A 25124-nucleotide genomic window follows, 5' to 3' on the forward strand; every position below is an offset into this window, starting at 1 on the left:
ATGGGTACTGCTTGTGGGCTATTTGCCCTTCTTGGGGATCAGGAATTTTCCGACGATTTCGCCATCGTCCCGGATCATTTTCAGATCCAGATGCTTTTTGGTGGCGTGAAGCTTGATGAGTGTCCGCTTGCCTTCCAGCGGGCCGCCGCCGATCACAATGGGATAATTATGTGTAGCGTCTGGTTCGTGTGTTGCATATCTGTGGGTATGGCCGGAAATCTGCAGATCAATTTTTGCCTTGTTTAGTACCGGTCCGAAAAGCTCGCGGCAATGTAATGTACCGTGCCAGTCGCCTGAATGATAGGGGGAGATATGGATTAATACGATCCTAAAATCAGCTTTTTTGAATTCGGCAGATTCTGTTTCCTTTTCAAGCCATTTTTTTTGAACTTCCCTGTAACGGTCAAATGCAGACAGCCCTCCGTATTCCACACTGTCGTCGGTTTTGTCCTCCCCGGAGTCGAGGATCACGAAACGCACGGGGCCGCGTGTGAATGCGTAGTAGTATTTGTTTTCGGGATAAGCATAGTATGCGGGAATGTTTCTTGAAAAACCGCCCCGGCATTCGTGGTTTCCCTGGGTAAGGATAAAAGGAAATTCCGTAGCGAAAATATCAACGGAGGGTTTGATCAGGTGGTCAACCATCTGGATTTCTTCTGTTACCCAATCAAAACAGTCGCCATTGAAAACTACAAAATCATAGTCACGGGTATTTCCTGTATAGCCATGGCGGTAAAGGAGTTGCGGGATGATCTGAGGTCGGTCGTGAATGTCGTTAAAGATGACCATTTTAAATTCGTCTTCATGCTCAGCCCACGTTTTGAACCCATACATCGGACTGGATATGGTCTCTCCGAATTCGACTTTGGAGCCTTTGTAGCCCGTTATTTCGGTTGAAACGATTTTGTATGTATGTTCAGTACCGGGATTGAGGCCGGTTAAGGTGATCTTGTTGATTCGGTTATTGGCTTCGATAAGCCCGTTATTGTAGCCGAATTCCCTCTTACTCGTATAAGTCCCGGCACCATATTCGACCCAGCTGAAACAATTTTTATCGGTGATCCACATAATCGTCACCTCATTTGTTCCCATATTTTGCAAATACGGGCCGGCAATAAAATGGATTTTCGGATCGTCGGAGTTGGGAAGCGCGCCTTCTGCCTGAGCTGCGGACAACGGAAAAAGGGATAATGCCCCGAGTCTGGACATTTTTTCTAAAAACGATCTTCTGTCTGAAAGCATGGATAGGGGTTTAAGCTCGGCGAAATTGATACAAAAATTTCTATTTTTCTTTTCTAATTGATTAAGTATTCTCCTGGTTTTTTTTACTTTCTTAACTTTTACATAACATCATTATCCGTTGTATGTCAGTTTTAGCGCATGCTGCAAATAATGATGTAATCAGCCCCATTCCTACATTAGTTTCATGAATAATTACCCGCAAGCCTCCCGCATACTGGTAGCAATCGACTGTATCATTTTTGGCTTTGACGGAAAGGATATCAAATTGTTGCTGATCAAACGGAATTTTGAACCCGAAAAAGGGAAGTGGTCCCTGATGGGTGGGTTTCTTAATCAGGAAGAGGACTTGTCGGACGGTGCAGCCAGAATTCTGTACAATCTTACCGGGCTGAAAAATATTTATGTCGAACAGCTTGAGACTTTCGGAAAGATCGACAGAGACCCGGGGGAACGGACAGTGTCGGTGGTTTTTTTTGCACTCATTCAAATCGACGACCATGACGCGGAGGCTGTAAAAAGCCATCATGCTTCCTGGATTTCACTTGAATGTCGCCCGCACCTTATATTCGATCATGAAGTGATGGTTGGAAAAGCCATTGAGCATTTAAAATACAAAGCGGCCCTTCATCCCATCGGATTTGAGTTGCTTCCCGAATTTTTTACAATTCCCCAGCTTCAGAAATTGTACGAGGCGATTTACAATATCCCGATCGACAGACGTAATTTCAGCCGTAAGCTGTTGTCAACCGGTTTGCTTATTGATACCGGACTGAAAAACCACAACAGTACCACAAAAAAAGCAACCCTTTACAAACTGGATACCTTCAAATACAAGGAGAAATTCCATTCGTTCTGGAATTTTATGCCTGATTCTATGAAAGAGTCGTAAGGGTATCCAGGTTTTTCTTAGTCAACCTATAAACGATTTGTAATCAGCTTTTCTTCACTCGGTTGGGGTAATGCAGCTTTTTAACTTTTATTAATTGTGTCAGAAAAACACGAATTGATAATTTATTTATATTTACTAATTGATTAGTTAACTAAAAAATCTGTACTTGCCCATCATCCATAGCCAGACCCATACATGAAAGAGAATTACGTTATAGGCATCGATTTCGGTACAGATTCGGTGCGGGCGCTGATCGTGGACGCTCATACAGGCAGCTACGCAGGAACAGCGGTACACGAGTACTCGCGCTGGAAACAAGGAAAATATTGTGACGCCTCGATTTCGCAATTCCGTCAGCATCCGCTCGATTATCTGGAAGGACTTGAATATGCTGTCACAAAGGCACTGGAATCGGCTCCGGAAGGCGTGAGGCATAAAATCCGGGGTATTTCAATAGATACAACCGGTTCTACGCCTGTCGCTGTCGATAAGTTTGGGACGCCCCTCTCGCTGCTCCCCGAATTCGCGGAGAATCCAAATGGTATGTTTATTCTCTGGAAAGACCATACTGCCAATGCAGAAGCGGAGGAAATCAACCGGCTTGCACACAGCTGGGATATTGATTATACTAAGTATGTTGGCGGGATCTATTCTTCTGAATGGTTTTGGGCAAAAATTCTGCATACACTCCGTACTGATATCGGAGTGCGGGAAAAAGCCTTTTCGTGGGTGGAACATTGCGACTGGATTTCAGCCGAACTGACAGGAAACACAGATCCGCTAATCCTCAAAAGATCCAGGTGCGCAGCCGGGCATAAGGCACTGTGGCATGAAAACTTTGACGGTTTGCCTTCTAATCAGTTTTTCAAGGAACTGGATCCTTTGCTAAATGGAATCCGGGGACGGCTTTTCAGCGATACTTATACTTCTGATGTACCCTTGGGTACCATTTCCGGGGAATGGGCTGAAAAGCTGGGAATTCCGGCCGACGTTGTGATAGGAGTAGGAGCGTTTGACGCACACATGGGAGCGGTTGGGGCTTTGATCGAACCGTATTCGCTATGCAAAGTGATCGGAACCTCTACCTGTGACATGCTTATTGCGCCAAACGAGGAAGTGGGACATTTGCTGATCCAGGGAATTTGCGGACAGGTGGACGGGTCCATTGTTCCGGGAACACTCGGAATGGAAGCCGGTCAATCGGCTTTCGGGGACATTTATGCATGGTTTGCCAAGCTCGTCACGGAACCCGTAAGAAGCTTGCTGGGTGAAAGCGCAGCGAAAGAGTTATCCGAAAAACTGCTGCCGCATCTGGCGGAGCAGGCGGCTTTGCTGCCGGTTACGGAAAAGGATATTGTGGCCATCGACTGGCTCAATGGGAGACGCACGCCGGATGCAAAGCATACCTTGAAAGGAGCAATATTAGGGCTTAATCTTGCGAGCGACAGTCCTCGTGTTTTCAAAGCGCTGGTGGAATCCACGGCTTTTGGTTCGAAAAGTATCGTGGAGCGGTTCAGAAGTGAAGGGGTACCCATTCATGAGGTCATTGCGATCGGGGGAGTGGCCAAAAAATCATCTTTCGTCATGCAGACGCTGGCAGACGTGCTGAATATGCCTATCAAAGTCGCAACTTCCGAGCAGGCCTGCGCGCTGGGCGCGGCAATGTTCGCGGCCGTTGCATCCGGCATTTTTGAAAGTCTGCAGCAAGCTCAGGAGGCCATGAACTCAGGTTTTGACGCAGTTTATTATCCAAGACCAGATCAATCCAGGGTTTATCAGTCTCTGTATACCAAATACCTTCAGTCGGGGAAATTCCTTGAAAATGAATTTTTGCAGGCAGCACCAGGTGTTTCGCAGGAGGTACTTTAATATTTTACCTATATCTATAGCCCACATAATGTTCGATTTAAAACAATTCGAAGTCTGGTTTGTAACCGGAAGCCAGCATTTATACGGAGAGGAAACACTCCGGCAGGTGGATGAACATTCGCAGATCATTAGCAGATACATGGATGAATCCCCACGCATGCCCGTCAGGGTATTGTTCAAGCCAGTGGTGAAAACGCCCGATGAGATATACAAAGTTGTTCAGGAAGCTAATTCCGCTCCGCAATGCATTGGTATCATCGCCTGGATGCATACTTTTTCGCCGGCAAAAATGTGGATAAGGGGATTACAGATCCTGCAGAAGCCGCTGCTGCATTTGCATACACAATATAACAGGGATATTCCCTGGGCCGACATCGATATGGATTTCATGAACCTGAACCAGTCGGCACATGGCGACAGGGAGTTCGGGTTCATGATGACGCGGATGCGGCTGAACAGAAAGGTGATCGTGGGACATTGGCAACAAGATGACGTGGTCGACGGAATAGCACATTGGTCACGGGTGGCCGCGGGCAGACATGACATGAAAGGGGCCAAATTTGTGCGTTTCGGAGATAACATGCGTCAGGTGGCAGTGACCGATGGAGATAAAGTGGCAGCGGAGATGACTTTCGGGTTTTCTGTGAATACACACGCCGTGGGCGATCTTGTGGCTGTTATTAATGAGGTTTCGGACCGGGATGTGGTTACACTTGCAGATGAATATGAATCCATATACAATCTCGCCGAGGTCCTTCGGAAAGGAGGCGGGCGTCATGAAGCTTTGCTGGATGCGGCACGTATCGAGCTCGGGATGAAATATTTTCTGGAAGCAGGGAATTTCAAAGGATATACAAATACTTTTGAAGATTTGTATGGCATGAAGCAGCTGCCGGGCATTGGTTCCCAGCGTATGATGGCTGCCGGATATGGCTACGCCGGCGAGGGAGATTGGAAAACCTCAGCCTTGGTGCGTGCTTTGAAAGTGATGGGCAGCGGATTGCCCGGAGGAAACTCTTTTATGGAAGATTACACCTATCATTTTGATCCTTCCAATAGCTTGGTACTTGGCTCTCACATGCTGGAAATATGCCCAACTATTGCCTCCAATAAACCTTCCTGTGAAATACATCCGCTTGGAATCGGCGGAAAGGAAGATCCCGTGCGGCTTGTTTTTGATGCGGCGGGTGGTCCCGCGATAAATGTTTCTTTGGTAGATATGGGCAATCGTTTCAGGATTTTGGTAAATGAGGTGCAGGCGGTGGAACCGATCGAGAAGTTGCCGAAGCTTCCGGTCGCAAGGGTTTTATGGAAGCCGGCCCCTGATATGCAAACGGGATGTGCGGCCTGGATCTATGCCGGAGGTGCGCACCATACAGTTTACAGCCAAAATCTGACCACGGATCACATCGAAGCTTTTTCGGAAATGACTGGTGTGGAGATGGTAGTAATTGATAAAAGCACTTCATTGCGGCAGTTTAAAAATGAGCTGCGCTGGAGTGAGGCTTATTATGGTAAATAACTTGTTTGAAACTTATGTCAAAATACATATATCTTAAAGAACAGGTCTACGAGGCCAATATGGAGATCCCGAAGGAGGAGCTGGCTATCGTGACTTTCGGGAATGTAAGCGGAATTGACCGGGATGCAGGGGTGGTGGCCATTAAGCCCAGCGGCGTGCCATACCACAGGCTTACCGTTAACGATATCGTTATTGTTGATCTTGATAATTTGCTTGTTGAGGGAAATATGCGCCCTTCATCCGACACCAAAACGCACACTTTACTTTACAAGAACTTTCCTTCGATTGGAGGGGTATGCCACACCCATTCTACGTATGCCGTAGCCTGGGCTCAGGCAGGACTGCCTATACCTAACCTGGGCACCACGCATGCCGATCACCTAACAGCATCTGTGCCGGTAACAGAGGTCATGTCGGACGAAATGATCACGCGGGATTACGAACTTGAGACGGGGAATCAGATCCTCGATATTTTTGCCAGAATGGAACTCAGTCCGGAAGAAGTGGAAATGGTTCTGGTTGCCTGCCACGGCCCATTTACCTGGGGTAAAGATGCGGGCAAGGCGGTATACAACTCCTTGGTATTGGAGGAAATTGCAAAGATGGCTTATTTGACTCTTCAGATCAATGCGTCGACACCGGTTATTAAGCAGAGCCTTATTGACAAACATTACTATCGAAAGCATGGCAAAGATGCTTATTACGGGCAGGGATGCTGACTAATCTTTTTTACCGGAGCGCTTGCTGGCAAGGTTTCTCATTTTCTGAAGTGCTTCCTGGCGCGACATGCGCTCCTGGCTGGACTTGGCTTCACTGATCGCTTCTTTTGAAAAGCGGCCCTTTAACATATTTAGCAACGCGAATAGCATAATATTTACTTGTTGGAATGTTTTGTATCAAACTTAGGAAACATTTGGATACAAAAAAACTACCAGCTGTAACAGCCGATAGTTTGATAATTTAAACGTTGAGCATTTGATATTTTTAGCCTGGCTGATACATTAACTCAGCTCAGCCCGGCGAAGTTTGCTGCCAGGATTGAAATCATCCTGTATCCAGCGGACAAAATTGTTAGAGTTAGTTTTATAAATCTCAATAGACAAAGGCTTTATTCCGCTGTATTCAACTTCTTTAACATACTCAGCATGGAGTTTGAGTATCTCGGACAGAGTTTGGCTATCAGTTTTCATTTCAAGATTGGGAAGTTAAGGTTTACACTTTGACTCAACGATTTGTAATAAATACATACCAAGAGTAATAATTTTGATATCCATATTTGAAAATTCATTCTTATCATGCAAATAGTTATATAAAACTGAAAATTTGATAGGAATGGCTGATCCGGGCACACATTTTCACATTGTAGTTGTTACTTTTTAGGGCAATTTGGGAATTTGACCAGTTATTGGCGCCCCTTGAATGAAGAAAAGCGTGCCCTCATTCGGAATGGGCACTGTTGAAGAGAAGTGAAGTATGATAATATGTAGAAAATGCATAAAAAAGGCTTGCCAATTTTCTGGCAAGCCTCCTTCTTTTTAACCAATCATTTCCAGTTTCTTTTTGAGGTAAACAATTTCAAGTGGCTTTGGGAGCAGATCCAGGATGTAGGCGCTTTCTCTGGCTTTGTCGATGTCCCTGGTGTCGATGGTTGAGGAAAGCATAAATATTTTAATTTTTGATTTTAGTGATTCAGGTAGGCTGTCGAATTCATCAATAAACTCAAAACCGTTCATGTCGGGCATCTGCAGATCAAGCAGGATGATCGTATCGGGAAAATCCTGTGCCTGTTCCAGCAAATATTTCAGGGCGTCCCGTGCAGAGTTGAATGTTTTTACCGAGTCAGTTATCCCGCTCTTTATAAGTAGTTTTTCATAGATGAACAAATCAAAAGCACTGTCATCTATTAAAAAGAAATTTAGCAGAGACTTCATGACCATTTATTTATAAATAGAAGGAATGTTGATTTCGAAAATACTTCCTTGGCCAATCTGTGATTTTACACTGATCCGACCGCCGAGTTTGGCAATAGCTTCATGAACAATATATAATCCGATCCCCGATCCGCTGTTGGTCGCCCCGGCCCGGTAAAACATTCTGAAAATCTTGTCCTGATCTGACTCCTTGATGCCATTACCGTTATCCTCTACAATAATTTTAGCCTCCGTAGGCGTCGATTTTATAGTAAGGTGTACAAACGGGTCCGGTTTTGATTTATCCTGGAACTTGATCGCGTTGTTGATGAGATTATTAAAGATGATCCGCAACTTCATCACATCCGACTTGAAAATACCCTTCTGATCTATATCCGTAGTCATTTTGAGATTACCGTATTCAGGTAGATATTGGATGGTTGCCTGAACTTCTGTTACCAGTTCCTCAAAGCTGATGTCCGTGATGACGGGGACCCCGCGGGCATTTTTATAATAGTCAATGATGTTTATAATGAAAGTATCGAGCTTTTTCACCGACTGCCGGATCAATTCCAGATATTCATTTTGGGACTTTACATCTTCTTCAATAAGCGCGAGGTTAACGATCCCCAACACCGACATCAGTGGTGCGCGGAGGTCATGTGAGGCGCTGTACACAAACTTGTCCAGTTCCTCGTTAGCCTTTTGCAGCTCCATATTACGCTGTTTTAAATCTTCCCTTGTTTTGTAGATGTCGTAGGCATGGGTTATTGCATTTTCGACATACTTGTAATCCCAGGGCTTATCTATAAACCTGAAAACTTCACCTTTATTAATGGCGTCGATGGCGGCACTGATATCCGTATGACCGGTAATGAGGATTCTGATGGGCTTAGGGTAGCGTGTCCGGATCTTTTCAAAAAACTGTACGCCCGTCATGATCGGCATACGCTGATCGGCCAGGATGATGCAGAAATCTTTCGTTTCCAGAATTTGCTCCGCTTCAATGACGGAAGCGGTTATCGTGATGTCGTACTGCTTCCTGAAGGAAGCTTTGAACGAATGAAGATTATGTTCTTCATCATCGATATAAAGTATGGTAATGGATTTATCACTCATTAGATTCGTGGATAGGACGTTTTTTTCTTTTGACAGGCAGGGTGATCAAAAATTCAGTCCCACTTCCCACTTCCGTGTTAACCTGAATCGTACCGCTGTGAACCTCAATAATTTTGAAAACAATTGAAAGACCGAGTCCTGTACCGTCGCCGACCTGTTTGGTGGTAAAAAACGGCTCGAATATTTTTGCACGGACTTCAGGCGTCATTCCGGGGCCATTGTCCCGCATGGAAATGCTGATATTTTCAGGGTCTTTCAGCCAGGATCTTACCCATATAGTAGGTGTTTTATTCTCATGATTGTCTTTCAAAAGCGCGTAAATTGAGTTGGTAAGAATATTCATGAAAACCTGATTGAGCTTTCCGGCATAGCACTCAATACTTGGTATGTTGCCTAGCTCCTTGACCAGCTGGATCGAATTGCCCATCTGATAATTTAAAATGATCAATGTTGACTCGATTCCCTCGTTGATATTGACAAGATTCAGATCAGATTCGTCTATTCTGGAGAATATCTTCAGCCCTTTTACAATTTCCACAGTCCGGTTGGCGCCGTCTTCCATTCCTTTTAACAAGGTGCCTAATTCAGTTTTGAGATAATCAAGATCCAGATCTTCTTTCAGTTTGTCAATCTCTCTGATTTTAGCATGCAATCCATCGATAGAGTCCACATGCTGAACTTCGTCATAAGAGTGCAGAATTTCAAGTACATCATCAATATCCCGCCGTAGTGGTCTTATATTGGAGCTCACAAAGTTGATGGGATTGTTGATTTCGTGCGCGATACCGGCTGTAAGCTGACCGAGCGAAGCCATTTTCTCGGAGTCAATTAGTTGGGTCTGTGCATCTTTGAGCTTCGTCAGAGCCATATTAAGTTCCTTGTTGGCGAATTGCAGTTCCGACGTTCTTTCATCCACACTTTTTTCCAGGAATGCATTTTGTTCGAGAATGATCTTTTCATTTTCAAGCGAAATTCTGAGTGCCTGGGCCTGGGAGAGTTCTTTCTCTTTTTTCAGGATGTTGATCTTGTCAGCCAATGCGAAGGAAAGAAGAATCACCTCAATCGCCGTCCCGGCCTGCATGGTATAATTCGTGAATGTATTGTAAGGGAGAAGGTTGAAGTTTCTGAGCGTGTAAAGCACTATTCCAATGAGAAAAATAGACCAGGCTACGAGATAAAATTTGGCGGGTCGGTAATCCTGGATCGATAACCTGATCGATACCACCAGTGCAAGCACTGCGGCTATTACCGCAGAATAATCAATGATCCTGTAACTCAGCCTGTCTATTCTGAGCATATTGAACAAGATCGCAAAAAGGTATGCAACGATCACTGCCGACAGAATCCTGTGTATATTTTTGGATTTTTCGCTTGTATGCAGAAAATTCTGAAAGAACAATATCGCAAATATCCCGGCCAGAGCGGGGAAGATAATAATGGAAAATCTGTTCAGTTCGGGATTATCGGGCCAGAGGAATTTAAATGTGTAGCCTGTGATGGTGGTTTGCGTGAGGCCGATGAAAAGGATATACAAAACGTAATACAGATAACTTTTCTCCCGTATCGAAAAATAAACGAAGAAGTTATATAGCATCATTACCAGCAGAACGCCGACATGTATGCCCGAAATAATCTCGTTGGTGAAAGCAAACTGGAAGAAACCCATTTCACTTCTCACAATAAGCGGAAGTACGATTTGTTCGCTGCCCTCTACTTTTAAATAATAGGTTTCAGTCGATTTGACAGGGATATCCAGTTGGAAAACTATGTTCTGATATTTTACTTTCCGTTTGTTGAAGATGTCGTTCCAGGAAATTTCCTGCTGTTTGATCTCATTGTCTCCCTTGGAATACAATGTGCAGGATTCGATGCGTGAATAGGCCAACTCCAGAAAGATCTTGTCTTCCGGCGTCAGATTTTGAATGTCGAACCTAACCCAGAACGTAGAACTGCTGAGGCCAAAATTTGGCGTTTCATCTTCACTTTTGACAAAGTTTTTTGACGCCATCACCTCATTGATCGTCAGAGATTTACCGGTATCTTCCAGCACCTCCACGTTTTTTCCGATGGTGGTATCATCTCCGGTAAAAATAACCCTTCCCGCATACGTTGAAACTGAAAAAAGGAAAAGCAGGATAAGTAAGACGTTCGTTCGGTAAAAGTTTAAATCCATTTGTTGATATCGTATATGATTTCCAGTGCCCCCCTTCTTCCGTGTTCAACTATTGTTTGCTTGGGATTCTCTCTAAGACTGAATATCTTTTCTCTTTCTTCAGGAGTTGCGAAAGGCAGGTTTATCAGGTCCCGCGCGATCAGCGATGTTGCGATTAATCCTTCCTTCGGGTAATAAAATGTACCGTTGTTGCCCAGGTCGGTTAATACCTCGAATCCTATTCTTTGGCTGATAACCAGTGTGATAGGTGAGCAAAGCCCCATCAGGTACTTAATTCCGACCATGGAAGAGATCGCCATAGCGGTTCTGCCGAGATAAACACTTCCAATACCGTAACCTGCTACCTCTTTTGAATTAAAAAGACCGCAGAACTCTGCCACATTATAATCGCCGATTTTGTCGACATACCCGTAAATGCTTTTGTCGATCTTGGCTATGGCATCTTCCATGGGCATTTTCAGGTTGGCGGACCGTACCTGAACCCTGGTACCACCGTAAATATGCTCTCCGTCTTCCGATTCTACTATAATTACATAAGTGTTCGGATCATGTAACCAGTTGTGTGTTGCCGATGTAACTTGTTTCACACCATACGCTTCCAAAACCTTTCTGTGCCCATCTGCATATCTCAGACTGGTCTCCACGTCGTCGGGCGCACGGTATGCTTTAATTTGTGCTACCATTTATTTTTCCAGATTTACGATAAACAGTGTCTCATCAAGCGGTAAGCGGAAACTTTTGATTTCAGGTTTTTCGGCTTGCGCGATTTTAAAAAGAAAGACTTCAGCAATATTTTCATCAAGCGGGACAAGAGCCCTGAATTTTCTGCGTGCTTCCCTGATGTTCGCTGCTTCTACCTCATCCAAACCTTCTCCGTTACTGTTGACTACCCGCGGGAACAAATAAAAAGGTGAAATTAAAGGATGTATTGCAAATTGTAACTCTTCGGCTTTCAGCCATAATCTTTGCATCGACATTCCGCCAAGAAAAAAGTCTCTGTAACTGTATTTGGGCAATGTGATTATGCCGATGGCGGATGCCGTGCTAACGGTTTTTTTTGCCACATCTATCAGGGCCCGGCCACCGTTGATATTTTTTAATGATCTGGTTATTTCTTCATCCCGTATGATCGACATCGCCGCCATTTGCGCATTATCCAAGCCCAGGGTACGAATATCTATACCATCTTTTGATTCTTCCGCTTCCTCGGGCGACCATTTCATCTCGCGTTCCACAAAGTCCTTGTGCCCGTTTTCGTTTAAAAGTCTTACCCTGTCGCACTCACCAATGATTTCACCGATCGCAATGATCTGCTGCCTGTCGGATATGTAATGGAAAGAAGCTCCTTCAACGCTTTCGGCAGCATGTTTCAGAGCAAGGTAGTCTGCTTCCGCGATCACTGCCGGTATGGAAGGGTTTCTATTGGTAGATCTTTCAAAAATGGCGTTTACCGATTCCGGAGAATATACCGGCTCCGTATCTTCTCTGGCAGTATTGTAAAAATCGATGGCAGCTATCAAAATGGATTCGTTTCCAAGCGGAAATAGCTCCGCCTTGGCTGATAAGCCATTTTCGTAGCTTTTCAGAAGCAGGTTTTCGTATGAGGCCCCAAAAGATATGTTAGAGGCAATATTGTGAAAATCGCCGAACGAGTATGATCTGTGCCGATCGTGAAAAAGGTGCAGTCTGCTATTTCTGTATAACCATTTCCAGGGCTGATCGTTGCCGGTGGAAGGTGCCTGGCAGGCGGCTTCTACAATTTTGCGGATCAAAGCGTCATCTGCTTTGTATTCATCGTTAATATAAGGAAGCGAATCTGCCAGTAGAATCGCTTCGTTTACATCAAAGGGTTCATGTGGATTTATCCGGCGGGATGGCTCTTTCTTGGTAAGCCTGTTGCCGACAATATCTTCAATATCTACATAATACCTGCCGGATTCCTGGAATTGATCGAGTAAAATCCGTCGGCAAACATCCGTTACCACACCTGCACCGAGCGTTACCGCGCTGGCAAGCTGCGGCCAGGTACTGATCGTTTGACCGATTTCAACCAGCGATACCTTCCCTCTTTTGGAACCGTTTACAGCATTTACGATCTTCAGCACCAGTGGAAGCCGGTCTTCGTCTGAAATGTGATCAAATTTTTCGAGAGGAATACCTTTTAGAAGGCCGTGAAAAACGGGTCTGTCTGGTTCAAGGTCATATCGTTCCACGTCAAGCATCCCCCTGTCGCTTGTTTCCATCACTACCGGTATATGGTATCCGCTGGCCATGGAGCGGCAAGCAATTTTTATGCTGAGATCGTCACACTCGTCTATTAATATGTCGAGCTTTCCTCCGTCAAGCATAAAACCTGCCATGTTTTCTTTATTAATACCTTCTGTAAAGCATTCGATAACGAGGAAGGGGTCTATTTCAGCAATTTCTCTGGCGGTCACGATACATTTGTTGACGCCTATATTATGAATCCCGGTCTTGATCCTGTTAAGATTACTGAGTTCTATTGTATCAAAATCGGCCAGTTTAAGCGTCCCGCAAGTCCTTTCTGTGGCAATACTTACCGCGACTGCGTGGCCCACTGACAGTCCGATAATCCCTATTTTACGTTTAGACAGATTTTCCTGTTCAGCAGGAGTTATTTTGTATTGATTTCTGCTGGTCCTGAGTTCTACAAACTCATTTTCATCAACAATATGAATCAGTCGCTGAGACCAGGGATAATAAATCCAGTTGCCTTCAAGATCCGGATCCTTGCCGTTGGACCATTCTGAATATAATTTTTCGATCTCCGCACCGGTCAGGCGCTTTGTTGGATTTCTGATTTTGATCAACTCTTTTTTTTGTGCAGAAAACAGATCCAGAATGGACTTATCCTGGTAATTTGCAATCAGAGAACTCAGTTTCTGTTTGTCTGCGTAGCGTTCTTTTGGTATAAAAACCGGCTTGTAAATGGTACTGGATTCTTGGTTTTGGTACATTTTAAAGATATTGTGGAGTGGTTCCCGGAAGAACACACGCTTTAATGTGTAAATCAGAAATTGTAGATAATTTAGTACAATAATCCTTCTGAATTGCAACTGCGCTTCTATTAATCACCTACACTTTTATACTGCTTGCCTCAATAAATACCCAAATTGCTGAATTTATTTTTGTAAAACTATTTCTCTCCGGCGCGGTCATTAAATATTTTGCAGTTAATGACTAATTTAGGCCAATATATTAATGTTATCCGGTATTTAAGCGGATAATTGTTGATTAAATTGATGTGAATATAGAATTAATATTATAATATTATCAATTAGTTCCGTCTTTCTTAGAACCATATCCGTTTGCACACCTCAAAAAGTATAGAATTATAAAGAATGGAAAGTAACGAAAAAATAAGTGTCCTCTACGTGGATGATGAAATTAATAATTTGAATTCCTTCAAGGCAGCATTTCGGAGGGACTTCAACATATTGATCGCAACGTCAGGTCGGGAAGGGCTTGAATTATTGAAGCATAATGTTGTCCACGTGATCATCACGGATCAGAGAATGCCAGGAATGACCGGAGTGGATTTTTTGATTGAGGTGTTAAAAGACTATTCTGATCCCGTGCGTATCCTGCTCACTGGTTACACAGATATCAATGCAGTAATTGACGCCGTGAACAAAGGGCATATTTATTACTATTTGAATAAGCCCTGGGATGAAGCGCAGTTAAGGATCATCATTAAAAATGCCCATGAGATTTTCAGCTTGCGGGAAAAAAACAAAGAATTGATCGAAAAGCTTATCGACGTGAATGGTCAGCTGGAGTTTCTCCTCAGACAAAACCTGCTTTCCTAGCGTGTAAATAGGAATTCTGCCTGAAATTTCATTTCTTCTAACCAAAAGCTTCATTCCCTGCCTGAAACAGAAATGAAGCTTTTGAGCGTCTATAACGGTCCCAAACGAGTAGGTGATATTGAAAATCAGGTTGTTAGCGACCGTGCCGGATTTTTACGGCGTTGAAATGAATATTGAAATCCATTTCGACATGTACCCCAACCCAACTGAAACGTTCTGATAGTGAAAAGGCTGGTATTCTTTTTGTTCCTTGTATTTAGCAGTTAGGTTTAAACAATCAGTTTTTATGAAAAAGATCATTGCAATTGGGGTTATTTCGGGTGTAGTCTTGTATGTATTTCTTTCTTCGCTTTCTAAAAAAGTAGAGGGGAGACTGGAAGGCGATGCCGAAAAAAGTATGGAGTAGAAGCAGGCCGGTGTTATATTGCCGGCCTTAAATTACTTTCCTTTTAACACCTCTGACAATCAGGATGCTTTTTACAAAATACATCGGATGGAGTGTAGTCATCTTTTCTGGATTGTGGCTTGGATGCAACAGAAGCCCGATACCGGATCCCGGAGGCGGCGGGAGCATGGATATCGACAGTACGATTTTTACCAAACCTGATTCCATCATTCCCGAAACACTCGTGATCAGAAACGCTGATCTGTCCCTGGCCGCTTCTCGCCGGTTCGGAAGTGAGGATTTATTTGAACAAACAAATATGAACGTGCGGGCCGGGATCTATTCCGTAGCCAGGGATTTTGTCGGGCGCCAGGTTAACCTCAATTACTCTTTTATGGCCCCCGGTAATGATTCGCTGAAATATCGGCCGTTCGTGATCCTGCTGCATGAGGGTGCATTCCTTTATGGCGACCTCGGAAATGAGCAGGGGAAAGCCCGGTCGCTAAGTGCGAAAGGCTATGCCACAGCTTGCATCAATTACCGGCTGGGTTTCAATGGAGGCAGCGAAAGCAATCCTTGCGGAGGGAATAATATGGAAATCGTCCAGGCGGTATATCGCTCTGTGCAGGATACTTACGCGGCCCTGCACTACTTTGCATCACGTTCTAATGATTTTGGTATCGATCCGGGACAGATGATCCTGGCTGGAAGCAGCGCTGGGGCTATTGCTGTTTCTGCATTGCTGTATATGACCGAGGCGGATTTCGAGGCACTAAGTCCAGGCATCACCAAAGCGCTGGGCAAACTGGACCCGAATGCGGGAAAGAGCCGTTTCAGAGTAAGGGCTTTGGTGTCGTATCTCGGATACGGTGTTTTTAAAAGCAGTTACGTTAAAGCGTCCAATGCCCTGCCCACACTTTTCTTTCAGCGAACCGGAGACGATGTGCTGGCCTATGAAAAAGGCAATCTCTTTTCCTGTCCCTTTTACTTGCAAACGGAAGGTGCCAAGTCGGTTTCGGATCAGCTGAAAAAGTTGCAGATACCTTATGAACTCAATTATCAGCCTGTCGCCGGGCATCTTCTTGACTATCCGGATAATTATGTGGCCAGCCGATATGCGCAATTCCTGAAACGTCTGTGGAGTGGGAAAAAGCATCAGATCACCAACGAAAACTACCAGACAGTAGAGGATATTGTCTTAAAATAGAGGCAAAAGTCTTTTCATAAAATTGGAAAGTCTTATCTCCAGATATTCATAGGATAGATGCGAAGCGATCAGAGTAAGAGAAATGGATAAAAAGAATAGCGCCGGGCCACTGCCATAAATCGGATAACCAAGCTTTTGAAATAGGACAGTAAGGGTAAAACTAACCGGCACATGTAACAAATAGATCGAGTAGGAGATATTTCCGAGTTTCACCAGCCAGCCTGGGAATTGCGTATGACGACCTGCATGGTGAAAAAGGAAAGCACTGAACAATGCCGAAGCTCCTATCGCCCACTGCAGAGGACCCTGCCCTCCGAAAAAGCCTGATAAATATTGCCAGACAGCCAGCACAACCACTGTACTGAATATCCATTTCCTAGAAAAAAAATCAGTCAGGACATTCCTCACCTTTTGGTTGCTGTGTAGCAAGCCGATAACCACTCCGTAAATGAAGCTCCAGATGATCGGGTTGGTGATCATATTCAGATACTTGTGGCCGTAATTTTCGGTGCGCGCCGCATCGAGCGTGTAGCTGCCGTTCAAGACCGGTATGATTACAAGCGTAACAATCGTCAAAAGGAAAAACACAGGCCATCTCAATCTTTTGAACAAAATCGAGATCGTAATCAGGGCATAAAAATAAATCTCATAATTAAGGCTCCATCCTACAGGCAGCGTCGCATATCCGTAAAACGGAGGTGGGGTGTAATCAATCGGGATAAAAAGCAAGCTCATGGCCAAATCTTTTATTTCCGGAATGGTCACATAAGACCTGTACCGGATCACGAAATAAATCACCGTAATTACCGCATAAGTCGGCCAGATCCTGATAAAACGTTTGATTACAAATTTATAAATGTCCTCGTAAGAACCAGGCGTTTTCTCGGTAATGTAAACCATGATAAAACCGCTGATAACAAAGAACAGGTTGACCCCGGCAGCGCCTGAATCGAAAAAGAAATCCAGTTCCCTCCGAAAAGGCTGATCAATAGCGATAAAGCTCTTGAGGTGGTATATCGTGACAATCATTGCCGCAACTCCTCTGAGAACCTGAATACTGTCAATCTTGGATTTTATTGGATTCTGGCCTATGTTAATCTCCCGTCTCATGCTAGTCAAGAAATTGTATCATAATCCTGTACCTATTTAAGTGTTTCAGACAAGGCAGGCACAATAAGTGATGTGAAAGATTCTGTTTAGCGTAATAGGAGGTGTTTTCGGATCGGCCAGACAGCAGGCGGAATACTTTCCGAAAATGTGTGATTATTTGGAAATTGGGCTGTTCGGAGCTTTTCTTGTCTAAGTGTATAATATAGTTTTATATCCTTTTGATCCATGGTTTGGTTATTTGTTGAACGAAGTAAATGTAACAGAAAAATAAGAATTCACCTGACGATGTATCCAATTTACACTTGGAGTGTGCAGATGTTCTTTGGAAGGCACAATTTTTAAAAGAGACGAGAAGTATTCGGTAAGTTAAAACGAAAAACAATGAACGGACAATTAACAGTAAAAGATCAGATCACCATAGATGCGCCGGTTTCAAAAGTATGGGAGGTACTGGTTGCTCCCAAATACATCAGGCAATGGGACGACCTGCCGGAAGGTTTCGATGATTATTATCTTGAGCCCGGACGTTCCATTGAATGGTCGGGCGTATCGCGGACGACAGTAACAGACAGCGAGCCGAACAAACTGCTACGACTTTCCCTGTACGTATGGAAATGGGAGTTGCCGCCCGCTTCCTATGATATTGCCTACACCTACCGGCTTGCAGAACAGGATTCCCAAACTGTGCTGATGTTGGAGATCGGGGATTTTTCAGTTTTGGAAGATGGGGATAATTATTTTGAAGCATCTGTGGACTTCGCAAAAGAGTCACTTCCCAAGATCAAAAATCTGGCTGAAAACCGGGTATAACGGAGCTCTTGCTTATCTTTGTTACAATCGCTTTTTAAACAATATGGAATCCGGTTCTAAACTTTATTACGACACCAACGAAGTAGCTGAGATGGTAGGCTGCGAAGCGTCGGCTCTCAGATTTTGGGAAAAAAAATTTCCACAGCTGAACCCCAAAAGGGATGGACGTAACCGGCGTCGCTATACGGAGCGCGACATAGAAATTATCCGCAAGATCATGCATCAGAAGGACAAGCAGGGCCGGACCATAAAGGGCGCGCGCGAGCAATTGCGGCGGAAAGAAGAGTCTCAGCTTTTGATCCAGCGGTTAATGCGCGTCAGGAAATTTTTAGTCGAAATCCAGGAAAAATTGTGAAACAAATTCCCCTTCTAGTCGGTATACTCCTTTTGCCGTTGCTAGCCACAGCACAACGGTTTCAAACTTCCGAAGTTCGCAGGCACGTTGAATTTCTTGCATCCGACGACCTTGAAGGTCGCGGTACCGCCACACTGGGAGAGATCAGGGCAGCCAATTATATAGCCGGTATTTTTAAAGATCTGGGACTTGTACCGGCGGGCACCAGCGGCAGTTATTTTCAACCTTTCCCGGTTACGCTTTCAGTTGACGGTAACGTTCATGCACTTACGGCACGAAATGTGGTTGGTTTCCTGAACAACGGCGCGGAAAAAACCATCGTAGTCGGCGCGCACTTTGATCATTTGGGTAAGGGCTACCAGGGCAGTTCACTTTCTCCTGACAGTAAAAATAAGATTCACAACGGGGCTGACGATAATGCTTCGGGTACAGCCGGCGTATTGGAACTTGCCCGGTATTTTTCCCGAAATCAGCTCAAAGAAAAACACAACTTTATTTTTATCGCATTTTCGGGAGAAGAACTGGGTTTGCTGGGATCCAAATATTACACAGAGAATCCATTCGCTTCGCTCAAATCGGTATCCTGTATGATCAATATGGACATGATTGGCCGGCTCGAACAGGATAAAAGCCTGATCGTGTCGGGTTGGGGGACCAGTCCGGTTTGGGGCAAACTCATCCCTGACCTCGCTAAACAGCAAAATCTGAAATATACAGTCGACTCATCGGGAGTCGGTGCTTCCGACCATACTTCCTTTTACCTGAAAGAAATTCCGGTCGTCCAGTTCTTTACCGGCGGGCACGGAGATTACCACAAGATCAGCGACGATGCTGACAAAATCAACTACGAAGGAGAGGTCAAAATTCTGGAATTGATAGCCGGACTGCTTGAAAATGTAGACAAGGAAACCACGGAACCTCAATTTCTTACCGCGGGAAACCCACATACCGGCAAAACGACTTCAGACTTCAAGGTCACACTGGGGGTTATGCCGGATTACAGCTATACCGGCAAAGGACTGAAGATTGACGGGGTTTCAAAAGCGCGTCCCGCCGATAAGGCCGGCATCCTTGCCGGGGATATCATCACCAAACTGGCCGGAAAGGACATTGCCTCCATTTACGATTATATGGAAATACTATCGGGCCATGAAAAAGGGCAGCAGGTGGAAGCCGAACTTCTTCGTGGCAAAGATGTTAAAAAAGTCAAAGTGACTTTTTAAGCTATTGAATTGCGCCGCGTTTTCCCAGTTCTATAACCTCCATTTTGCTGATGAGGCCTTCATGCAGATTGAATCTCAGCAGGGTGCGCAGTTTGTGAAAACCCTCTCTTCCGGCCGCTCCTGGATTGATATACAACATATTGTTGAGAGATTTGTCGCGGATCACCCGTAGGATATGTGAATGTCCGCACACAAAAATATCCGGTGTCTGTGATTTCAGTTCAGGTATTACCATGGGATTGTAGCGAGGCGGGGCGCCGCCGATATGCGTGATCCATACACGGAAACCTTCCAGTTCGAAGTGCAGATTTTCGTGAGATCTTACTTGTATTTCCTTATTATCAATATTCCCGAACACAATGCGGGTAGGCTTGAATGCTTCCAGTTGCTCTATGATCCTGACCGATCCAATGTCACCCGCATGCCATATTTCATCACAGTTCGCGAAATGGCTGAATATGCGCTCGTCCAGGTAGCCATGTGTGTCAGAAAGTAGACCTATACTCTTCATTTGTTAACTAATTGTATCTGAAAAAGGTGGAATTATCCTACCTATTTTACCGCAAAGTAAATACTTTTATTTTTTTTGAAATAAAAGTAACTTATATATAATAAAACCGCTTTCTTGTAAGTTGAAATCTTAATTAAAGTTAAAAATCTCTTCGAAGCATATAAAAATGACTTGAAACTAAATTATTAGTTGTAAAGTTATTCTTGTTTATATATTATTGCATTTTGGTAAACATCAGTTACAAATCCTACTCATCTAACCACTTAGCCACCCTTGAAAAAAATCCTACTTCTGTTCCTTTTATGTTTTCAGATCATGTCCGCACAGGCGCAGACAGGGAGATTTACATTAAAAGGCGTTGTTTCCGACAGTTCCGGCAACATTTTACCCGAAGCCACCATTATGCTGCTTTTACCCAAAGATTCCTCTCTGGTGAATTTCGGAAGGAGCAGCAAAGATGGTTCGTTTGAATTAAAGAATCTCAAACGGATGTCTTATTTGTTGAAAGTATCCTATGTTGGTTTTATTCCGTTTCAGCAGGACGTGAAGCCAGGTGATGGTGACGTAACCGACCTTGGCAAGCTCCGAATGCAGGTTTTGGGGAAGGAACTGTATGAAGTAGTGATCAAAACGGCCCGCGCTCCGCTGAGTATCAGAGGCGATACGGTTGAGTATGACCCTAGGGCATTTAAAGTGCCGCCGGGCTCATCGGTAGAGGACCTCATCAGGAAATTGCCAGGTATGCAGGTGGACCAGGACGGCAACATCAAAGCACAAGGCGAAGATGTGAAACGTGTAACGGTGGACGGTAAGAAGTTTTTCGGCGACGATCCGAAAATGGCGACCAAAAATCTGCCGGCAGAAGCGATCAATAAAGTGCAGGTCTTCAATGGAAAAACCGAACAGTCCAAGCTCACCGGGGTAGAGGATGGGAAACGCGAAAAGACACTGAACCTTGAACTTAAAGACAGCCATAAAAAAGGAGGCTTCGGGAAAGCCGTGGCTGGCGTCGGAACTGATTCCCGGCTGGAAGGCAAGGTGATGTACAATCGTTTTAATGATAAGCAGCAATTTTCGGTGCTGGGCTTTGGTAACAATGTAAACCAGTCGGGCATTGCCAGGAACGATTACCAGGATTTTAAGGGCAGTCAGTCGTTTAACTGGGGCGATGACGGGAATTTTGGTTTTTACAGCGGGCAATCCAATGACGGAGGTGACATTACCATACAACCCAACTGGGGCGGAGGCGGATCGGAAGGGTATAGTAAAAATTACGCCGGCGGTGCAAACTATAATTTCGATAACAAAAAAACCAAACTTAGCACCAGCTATTTTTACAATCAGTCGCGGACCGTTATGGACGTCCGTTCAACGTCGGAAAACTTTTTGAACAATGAAACATACAGGGGAATTGACAACAACAAAACCCTGGGTTTCACAGGCAATCACCGGCCCAGTTTCAGACTGGAACGAGAAATTGACTCTCTTAATACCATTATTTTGATCAGTAATTCGAGGATCAACCTTGGCGACCAGGACTATGAAAGTTTTCAGCAGTCTTTCCGGAATGAAGGCGAACTGACCAATCAGTCGACGATCAATAACATAAGCGATTACAATTCTTTTGCGATGGCGAATATGTTTTTGTACCGTCGCAAGTTCAAAAAGAAAGGCAGGAACTTTGCTTTCAGCGCAGGCTACAATCTGAACAACGGGGATGAGTCCAAGCGCCTGAACTCGGTTAACATTTTCGCGCGGGACTCGACCATGAACAGTGTTATCAATCAGCAAAATACGACAGAGAGTTCCCGCGGCACTTTCAAAAGCAGCGTCAATTTTATTGAGCCCTTTGCCAAAAAGTTCATGTGGGAGACGTTTTATAATTTCAGCCTGCGAAAAGACAAAGTTGACCGCGATGTGTTTGATATTGAAGAGAATAACCAGACGGTCAATCCATTTCTGACCCGGTATTATTCCAATGATTTTTCCTATAACAGGTTAGGAAGTACCCTCAGGTATGCCCACAACGGATTGAATATAGCGGTCGGACTCGCGGGCCTGCGCCTGAACCTGAAAGGGAAATTTGCTGAATCAGAGTCTTCGGCCGATTTTACGAGAATTGAGCGCGACTACCTCAGAGCTGTGCCGAATTTTAACCTTACTTACCAGCTAAAAAATAACCGGTACATTTGGGGCGGCTATTCAATGAATGTATCAGAGCCTGCGATCACCGCTCTCCAGACCATCGTGGACAACAGCAACCCGCTCTACATTACCGTGGGAAACCCTGATCTGATTCCTGCATCAACCCACAGCGTTAATGGCGGGTTCCAGATGTTTAATCCTGCGACTTTTACGAATTTCTACGGATATGTTTACTATAATTATAATGTTGACCAGATCGTGTACAACAGGAGCATAAATTTGGAAAATCTGGTAACGACGATCAAACCAATGAACGTAACCGGAGGTACCAACATTGGAACTTCTCTCGGCTTTGGGTTCCCGCTGAAAAAGACAAAAAGCAATCTGTACGTGAACACGGGCATTAATTTGAGTAACAACCCGACTTTTATCAATGAAGTGAAAAATGAGACGAAGACGGATAATTACAACTTCGGTCTGCGTCTCGACCTCACGCCCAGCGATGTGTTTACCCTTTATACCAATGCCAACTGGAACATCAGCAATACCGAGTATTCGATAAACACAAGCCAGAACCAGAAAATCGTCAACTCAACTTACGGGGCAGAAATGAATGTGAGAATGCCCAAGGACATTTATTTCAGCAGTAACTTCAACTACCGGAGTTATGTGAATAACCAGTTTGGTTTTAATCAGAAGCAGCCCATCCTCAACCTTTCGGTTTACAAAATCGTGTTGAAAAGTAAAAAAGGCGAAATCCGTCTTACTGCCAATGATGTTTTCAAAAAGAACCTGGGCATCAGTCAGAATGTGAACCAGAATTTTTACACAGAGAGGCGCGTAGCAACGTTGTCCAGGTATTTTATGCTGAGTTTTACATACAATATGAGGGGAATGTCAGCGTCTGTTAAACGTCCGAATTTTTAATTATCCTTCTTAAAATAAAAAACAACAATATGAGATCGGTTGTCCTTTTTGCAATGCTTTTACTGTCTGGGGCTCAGACTGCTTTTGCCCAGAAAATGGAAGGAGAAATTACTTACGAAAAGATTTATCGATGGATCACCATATTTTCAAAGCTGAGTTTTATGAGCAATGAGGAAAAGGACCGCATGAAAATGTCTTGGGCCAATATGGATGAAAATAAACAGGATATGATCTTGTTGTTCAACGAAAAACAGACCTACTATTCTTTCCCGAAAAATGAGGAGAATACGGAAGGATGGGTCTGGCGGAAAGGTGAATTCAACATTTACAGGGACCTGGAAAATGAAAAGCGGACCGACATACTGGACATGCTGGGCAGAACCTACATCATTGAAGATTCGCTAAGAGCCCCTAAATGGAAAGTAATGAACAAGATCAAGGAAGTGGCCGGGTATATGTGTATGATGGCAGTTTCGGAAGACACGGTCAAAAAACAAAAGGTAGTAGCTTGGTTTGCAGATAACTTACCCGTTTCGGGAGGCCCGGAATTTTACTCGGGACTGCCTGGTATGATCCTGGAAATGGAGCTGAACGACGGAGACGTGGTGGTCACAGCAAAAAAGGTAGAGATGAAACCTGTTAAGGAAGAGGATTTGAGCGTTCCTAAAAAAGTAAAGGGCAGGAAAATAGATACGGCCAAATATGACCAGTTGATTGCCGAGCATATCCGGGACAGTATCAAAAGTCACCGATACCCTTACGATGCGGTACCATATCCGAATTAGACGGATCAAACTCATTAGAATAATATTAAAAAGAAAGATTGTCAGCGACAATCTTTCTTTTTTTATACCTTTGCGATTTCAAAAATATGACCCTCGATAAATGTGTGGTGCGATTTTTTGGGACTTTAAAACTATTCACATTTAACTTAACAGTGTTTTTCTATTTTAATAACCCTTTGACAATTATGAAAAAAATCGTTTTGGCCGTTGCAATGCTTTTTGTACTCGGCTCATGTGCAAGTAAGAAAAAGTTGCTTTCTGCACAAAAACAAGCAAATGAAATCCAGATCCAGTTGGACAAAGCCAGAGCTGATCTCAATGATTGTGACAGCAGGACCGCAGGCTTGAACAATGATCTGAAAGCCAAAAATGACGAGCTTACCAGCAAAAATGCTAAATTGAAAGAGCTGGAAGATCAGGTCGAATTCCTCAAGAAAAATAACAATAACCTGTTGGACCGCATGTCTGATCTTTCTGTGATCAGCAAAGAAGGTTCCGAAAGCATCAAGAAATCGTTAGCGATGATGGATGCACAGGGAACTCAGATCCGCGATCTGAACCAGAGCATCCAACGTAAAGATTCGTTGAACATGGCGCTTGTATTGAACCTGAAACGGTCTCTGCAGGATGTTAGCGACGAGGATGTGCAGATCGAGGTAAAAAAAGGAGTTGTATATGTGTCGCTTTCCGACAAAATGCTTTTCCGTTCAGGAAGCTCGGTCATCAACTCAGCAGCTGAAACGGTGTTGAGCAAAGTGGCTAAAATCCTGAATGACTACAAAGAAATCGAAATTTTGATCGAAGGACACACGGATAATGTACCTATTGCCACTGACAAAGTTGCTGATAACTGGGATCTGAGCGTATTGCGCGCAACAGCGGTTGCACGTACTTTGCAGAAGAAATATGGTGTTGAGCCTGTTCGTATGATTGCCGGCGGACGTGGTGAGTACCTTCCAAAAGTGGCGAACGATTCAGCGCCTAACCGCAGCCTGAACCGTCGCACGGAGATCATTATTACTCCTAAATTGGATCAGTTCTTTAATCTGTATACGCCTAACGCGGGTAAATAATCAGATTAAAATTTTTCTTTCTAAGCCCGCCCTAATCAG

Annotated in this window: 21 protein-coding genes; 12 read left to right on the forward strand and 9 right to left on the reverse strand. The window is 44.2% G+C overall.

Features of this window, described 5'->3' with window-relative positions; genetic code table 11:
- Window positions 1-18: 18 nt before the first annotated feature.
- Window positions 19-1242 (reverse strand): purple acid phosphatase family protein, encoded by a 1224-nt coding sequence (locus FBF61_RS16485; RefSeq protein WP_138479137.1) that lies wholly within the window; start codon window positions 1240-1242, stop codon window positions 19-21.
- Between the two features lie 184 nt (window positions 1243-1426).
- On the opposite strand from FBF61_RS16485, the gene FBF61_RS16490 reads away from it, so the two are divergent.
- From FBF61_RS16490 to FBF61_RS16505, 4 genes are all read left to right on the forward strand, one after another.
- Window positions 1427-2131: an NUDIX hydrolase gene (locus tag FBF61_RS16490; RefSeq protein WP_138479139.1), complete on the forward strand. Its 705-nt coding sequence runs from the start codon at window positions 1427-1429 to the stop codon at window positions 2129-2131.
- Window positions 2132-2326: 195 nt separating this feature from the next.
- On the forward strand, window positions 2327-4000 hold the full coding sequence (locus FBF61_RS16495) for a ribulokinase (RefSeq protein WP_138479141.1): 1674 nt from the start codon (window positions 2327-2329) through the stop codon (window positions 3998-4000).
- A gap of 28 nt (window positions 4001-4028) precedes the next feature.
- Window positions 4029-5522 carry an L-arabinose isomerase gene (gene araA / locus FBF61_RS16500; RefSeq protein ID WP_138479143.1) on the forward strand — a complete coding sequence of 498 codons (1494 nt, stop codon included), beginning with the start codon at window positions 4029-4031 and terminating at the stop codon, window positions 5520-5522.
- A gap of 14 nt (window positions 5523-5536) precedes the next feature.
- On the forward strand, window positions 5537-6241 hold the full coding sequence (locus tag FBF61_RS16505) for an L-ribulose-5-phosphate 4-epimerase (RefSeq protein WP_138479145.1): 705 nt from the start codon (window positions 5537-5539) through the stop codon (window positions 6239-6241).
- Here the strand turns inward: FBF61_RS16505 and FBF61_RS35280 are convergent, their stop codons facing one another.
- The 6 genes from FBF61_RS35280 to FBF61_RS16535 form a co-directional block, all read right to left on the reverse strand.
- Window positions 6242-6370 (reverse strand): hypothetical protein, encoded by a 129-nt coding sequence (locus FBF61_RS35280; protein ID WP_262712817.1) that lies wholly within the window; start codon window positions 6368-6370, stop codon window positions 6242-6244. It lies immediately after the preceding gene.
- Between the two features lie 687 nt (window positions 6371-7057).
- Complete coding sequence (locus FBF61_RS16515) at window positions 7058-7453, reverse strand: response regulator (RefSeq protein WP_138479149.1); 396 nt, start codon at window positions 7451-7453, stop codon at window positions 7058-7060.
- 6 nt (window positions 7454-7459) lie between these two features.
- Window positions 7460-8551, reverse strand: a complete 1092-nt coding sequence (locus tag FBF61_RS16520) for a sensor histidine kinase (RefSeq protein ID WP_138479152.1) — start codon at window positions 8549-8551, stop codon at window positions 7460-7462.
- Window positions 8544-10724 carry a sensor histidine kinase gene (locus FBF61_RS16525; protein ID WP_138479155.1) on the reverse strand — a complete coding sequence of 727 codons (2181 nt, stop codon included), beginning with the start codon at window positions 10722-10724 and terminating at the stop codon, window positions 8544-8546. The genes FBF61_RS16520 and FBF61_RS16525 overlap by 8 nt, the downstream gene beginning before the upstream one ends.
- Entirely contained in the window at window positions 10715-11407 is a 693-nt protein-coding gene (locus tag FBF61_RS16530) for a hypothetical protein (RefSeq protein WP_138479157.1), read from the reverse strand. Before FBF61_RS16530 ends, FBF61_RS16525 begins: the two co-directional genes overlap by 10 nt.
- Complete coding sequence (locus tag FBF61_RS16535; RefSeq protein WP_138479159.1) at window positions 11408-13702, reverse strand: Rv1355c family protein; 2295 nt, start codon at window positions 13700-13702, stop codon at window positions 11408-11410.
- Window positions 13703-14086: 384 nt separating this feature from the next.
- Here FBF61_RS16535 and FBF61_RS16540 point away from each other — a divergent pair, with 384 nt between their 5' ends.
- Window positions 14087-14554 (forward strand): response regulator, encoded by a 468-nt coding sequence (locus FBF61_RS16540; protein WP_138479161.1) that lies wholly within the window; start codon window positions 14087-14089, stop codon window positions 14552-14554.
- A gap of 470 nt (window positions 14555-15024) precedes the next feature.
- On the forward strand, window positions 15025-16146 hold the full coding sequence (locus tag FBF61_RS16545; protein ID WP_138479163.1) for an alpha/beta hydrolase: 1122 nt from the start codon (window positions 15025-15027) through the stop codon (window positions 16144-16146).
- Here the strand turns inward: FBF61_RS16545 and FBF61_RS16550 are convergent.
- The gene (locus FBF61_RS16550; protein WP_138479165.1) at window positions 16138-17256 is read right to left on the reverse strand and encodes an acyltransferase family protein; all 1119 of its coding nucleotides are present in this window, start codon (window positions 17254-17256) and stop codon (window positions 16138-16140) included. The two genes, FBF61_RS16545 and FBF61_RS16550, sit on opposite strands and share 9 nt — an antisense overlap.
- 381 nt (window positions 17257-17637) lie before the next feature.
- Between FBF61_RS16550 and FBF61_RS16555 the strand changes: the two genes are divergently transcribed.
- Genes FBF61_RS16555 through FBF61_RS16565 form a run of 3 tightly spaced genes read left to right on the forward strand, consistent with a single transcriptional unit; the run spans window position 17638 to window position 19644 of the window.
- Window positions 17638-18066, forward strand: a complete 429-nt coding sequence (locus FBF61_RS16555) for an SRPBCC family protein (protein ID WP_138479168.1) — start codon at window positions 17638-17640, stop codon at window positions 18064-18066.
- Between the two features lie 43 nt (window positions 18067-18109).
- Window positions 18110-18421, forward strand: coding sequence for a MerR family transcriptional regulator (locus tag FBF61_RS16560; protein ID WP_138479170.1), 312 nt, complete (start codon window positions 18110-18112; stop codon window positions 18419-18421).
- Window positions 18418-19644: a M20/M25/M40 family metallo-hydrolase gene (locus FBF61_RS16565; RefSeq protein ID WP_138479172.1), complete on the forward strand. Its 1227-nt coding sequence runs from the start codon at window positions 18418-18420 to the stop codon at window positions 19642-19644. The genes FBF61_RS16560 and FBF61_RS16565 overlap by 4 nt, the downstream gene beginning before the upstream one ends.
- Window position 19645: 1 nt before the next feature.
- Here the strand turns inward: FBF61_RS16565 and FBF61_RS16570 are convergent, their stop codons facing one another.
- Window positions 19646-20155 (reverse strand): metallophosphoesterase family protein, encoded by a 510-nt coding sequence (locus FBF61_RS16570; RefSeq protein ID WP_138479174.1) that lies wholly within the window; start codon window positions 20153-20155, stop codon window positions 19646-19648.
- A 273-nt stretch (window positions 20156-20428) separates the two neighbouring features.
- Between FBF61_RS16570 and FBF61_RS16575 the strand changes: the two genes are divergently transcribed.
- The 3 genes from FBF61_RS16575 (at window position 20429) to FBF61_RS16585 (ending at window position 25085) form a co-directional block, all read left to right on the forward strand.
- Window positions 20429-23227: an outer membrane beta-barrel protein gene (locus FBF61_RS16575; RefSeq protein WP_310590278.1), complete on the forward strand. Its 2799-nt coding sequence runs from the start codon at window positions 20429-20431 to the stop codon at window positions 23225-23227.
- Window positions 23228-23256: 29 nt separating this feature from the next.
- A complete protein-coding gene (locus FBF61_RS16580) occupies window positions 23257-24012 on the forward strand; it encodes a GLPGLI family protein (RefSeq protein ID WP_229215081.1) in 756 nt (251 codons plus the stop codon).
- A 185-nt stretch (window positions 24013-24197) separates the two neighbouring features.
- Window positions 24198-25085, forward strand: coding sequence for an OmpA family protein (locus FBF61_RS16585; RefSeq protein WP_138479176.1), 888 nt, complete (start codon window positions 24198-24200; stop codon window positions 25083-25085).
- The last annotated feature ends 39 nt before the right edge of the window (window positions 25086-25124 follow it).

The organism is Dyadobacter bucti (assembly GCF_005869225.1).
Taxonomy (GTDB): domain Bacteria; phylum Bacteroidota; class Bacteroidia; order Cytophagales; family Spirosomataceae; genus Dyadobacter; species Dyadobacter bucti.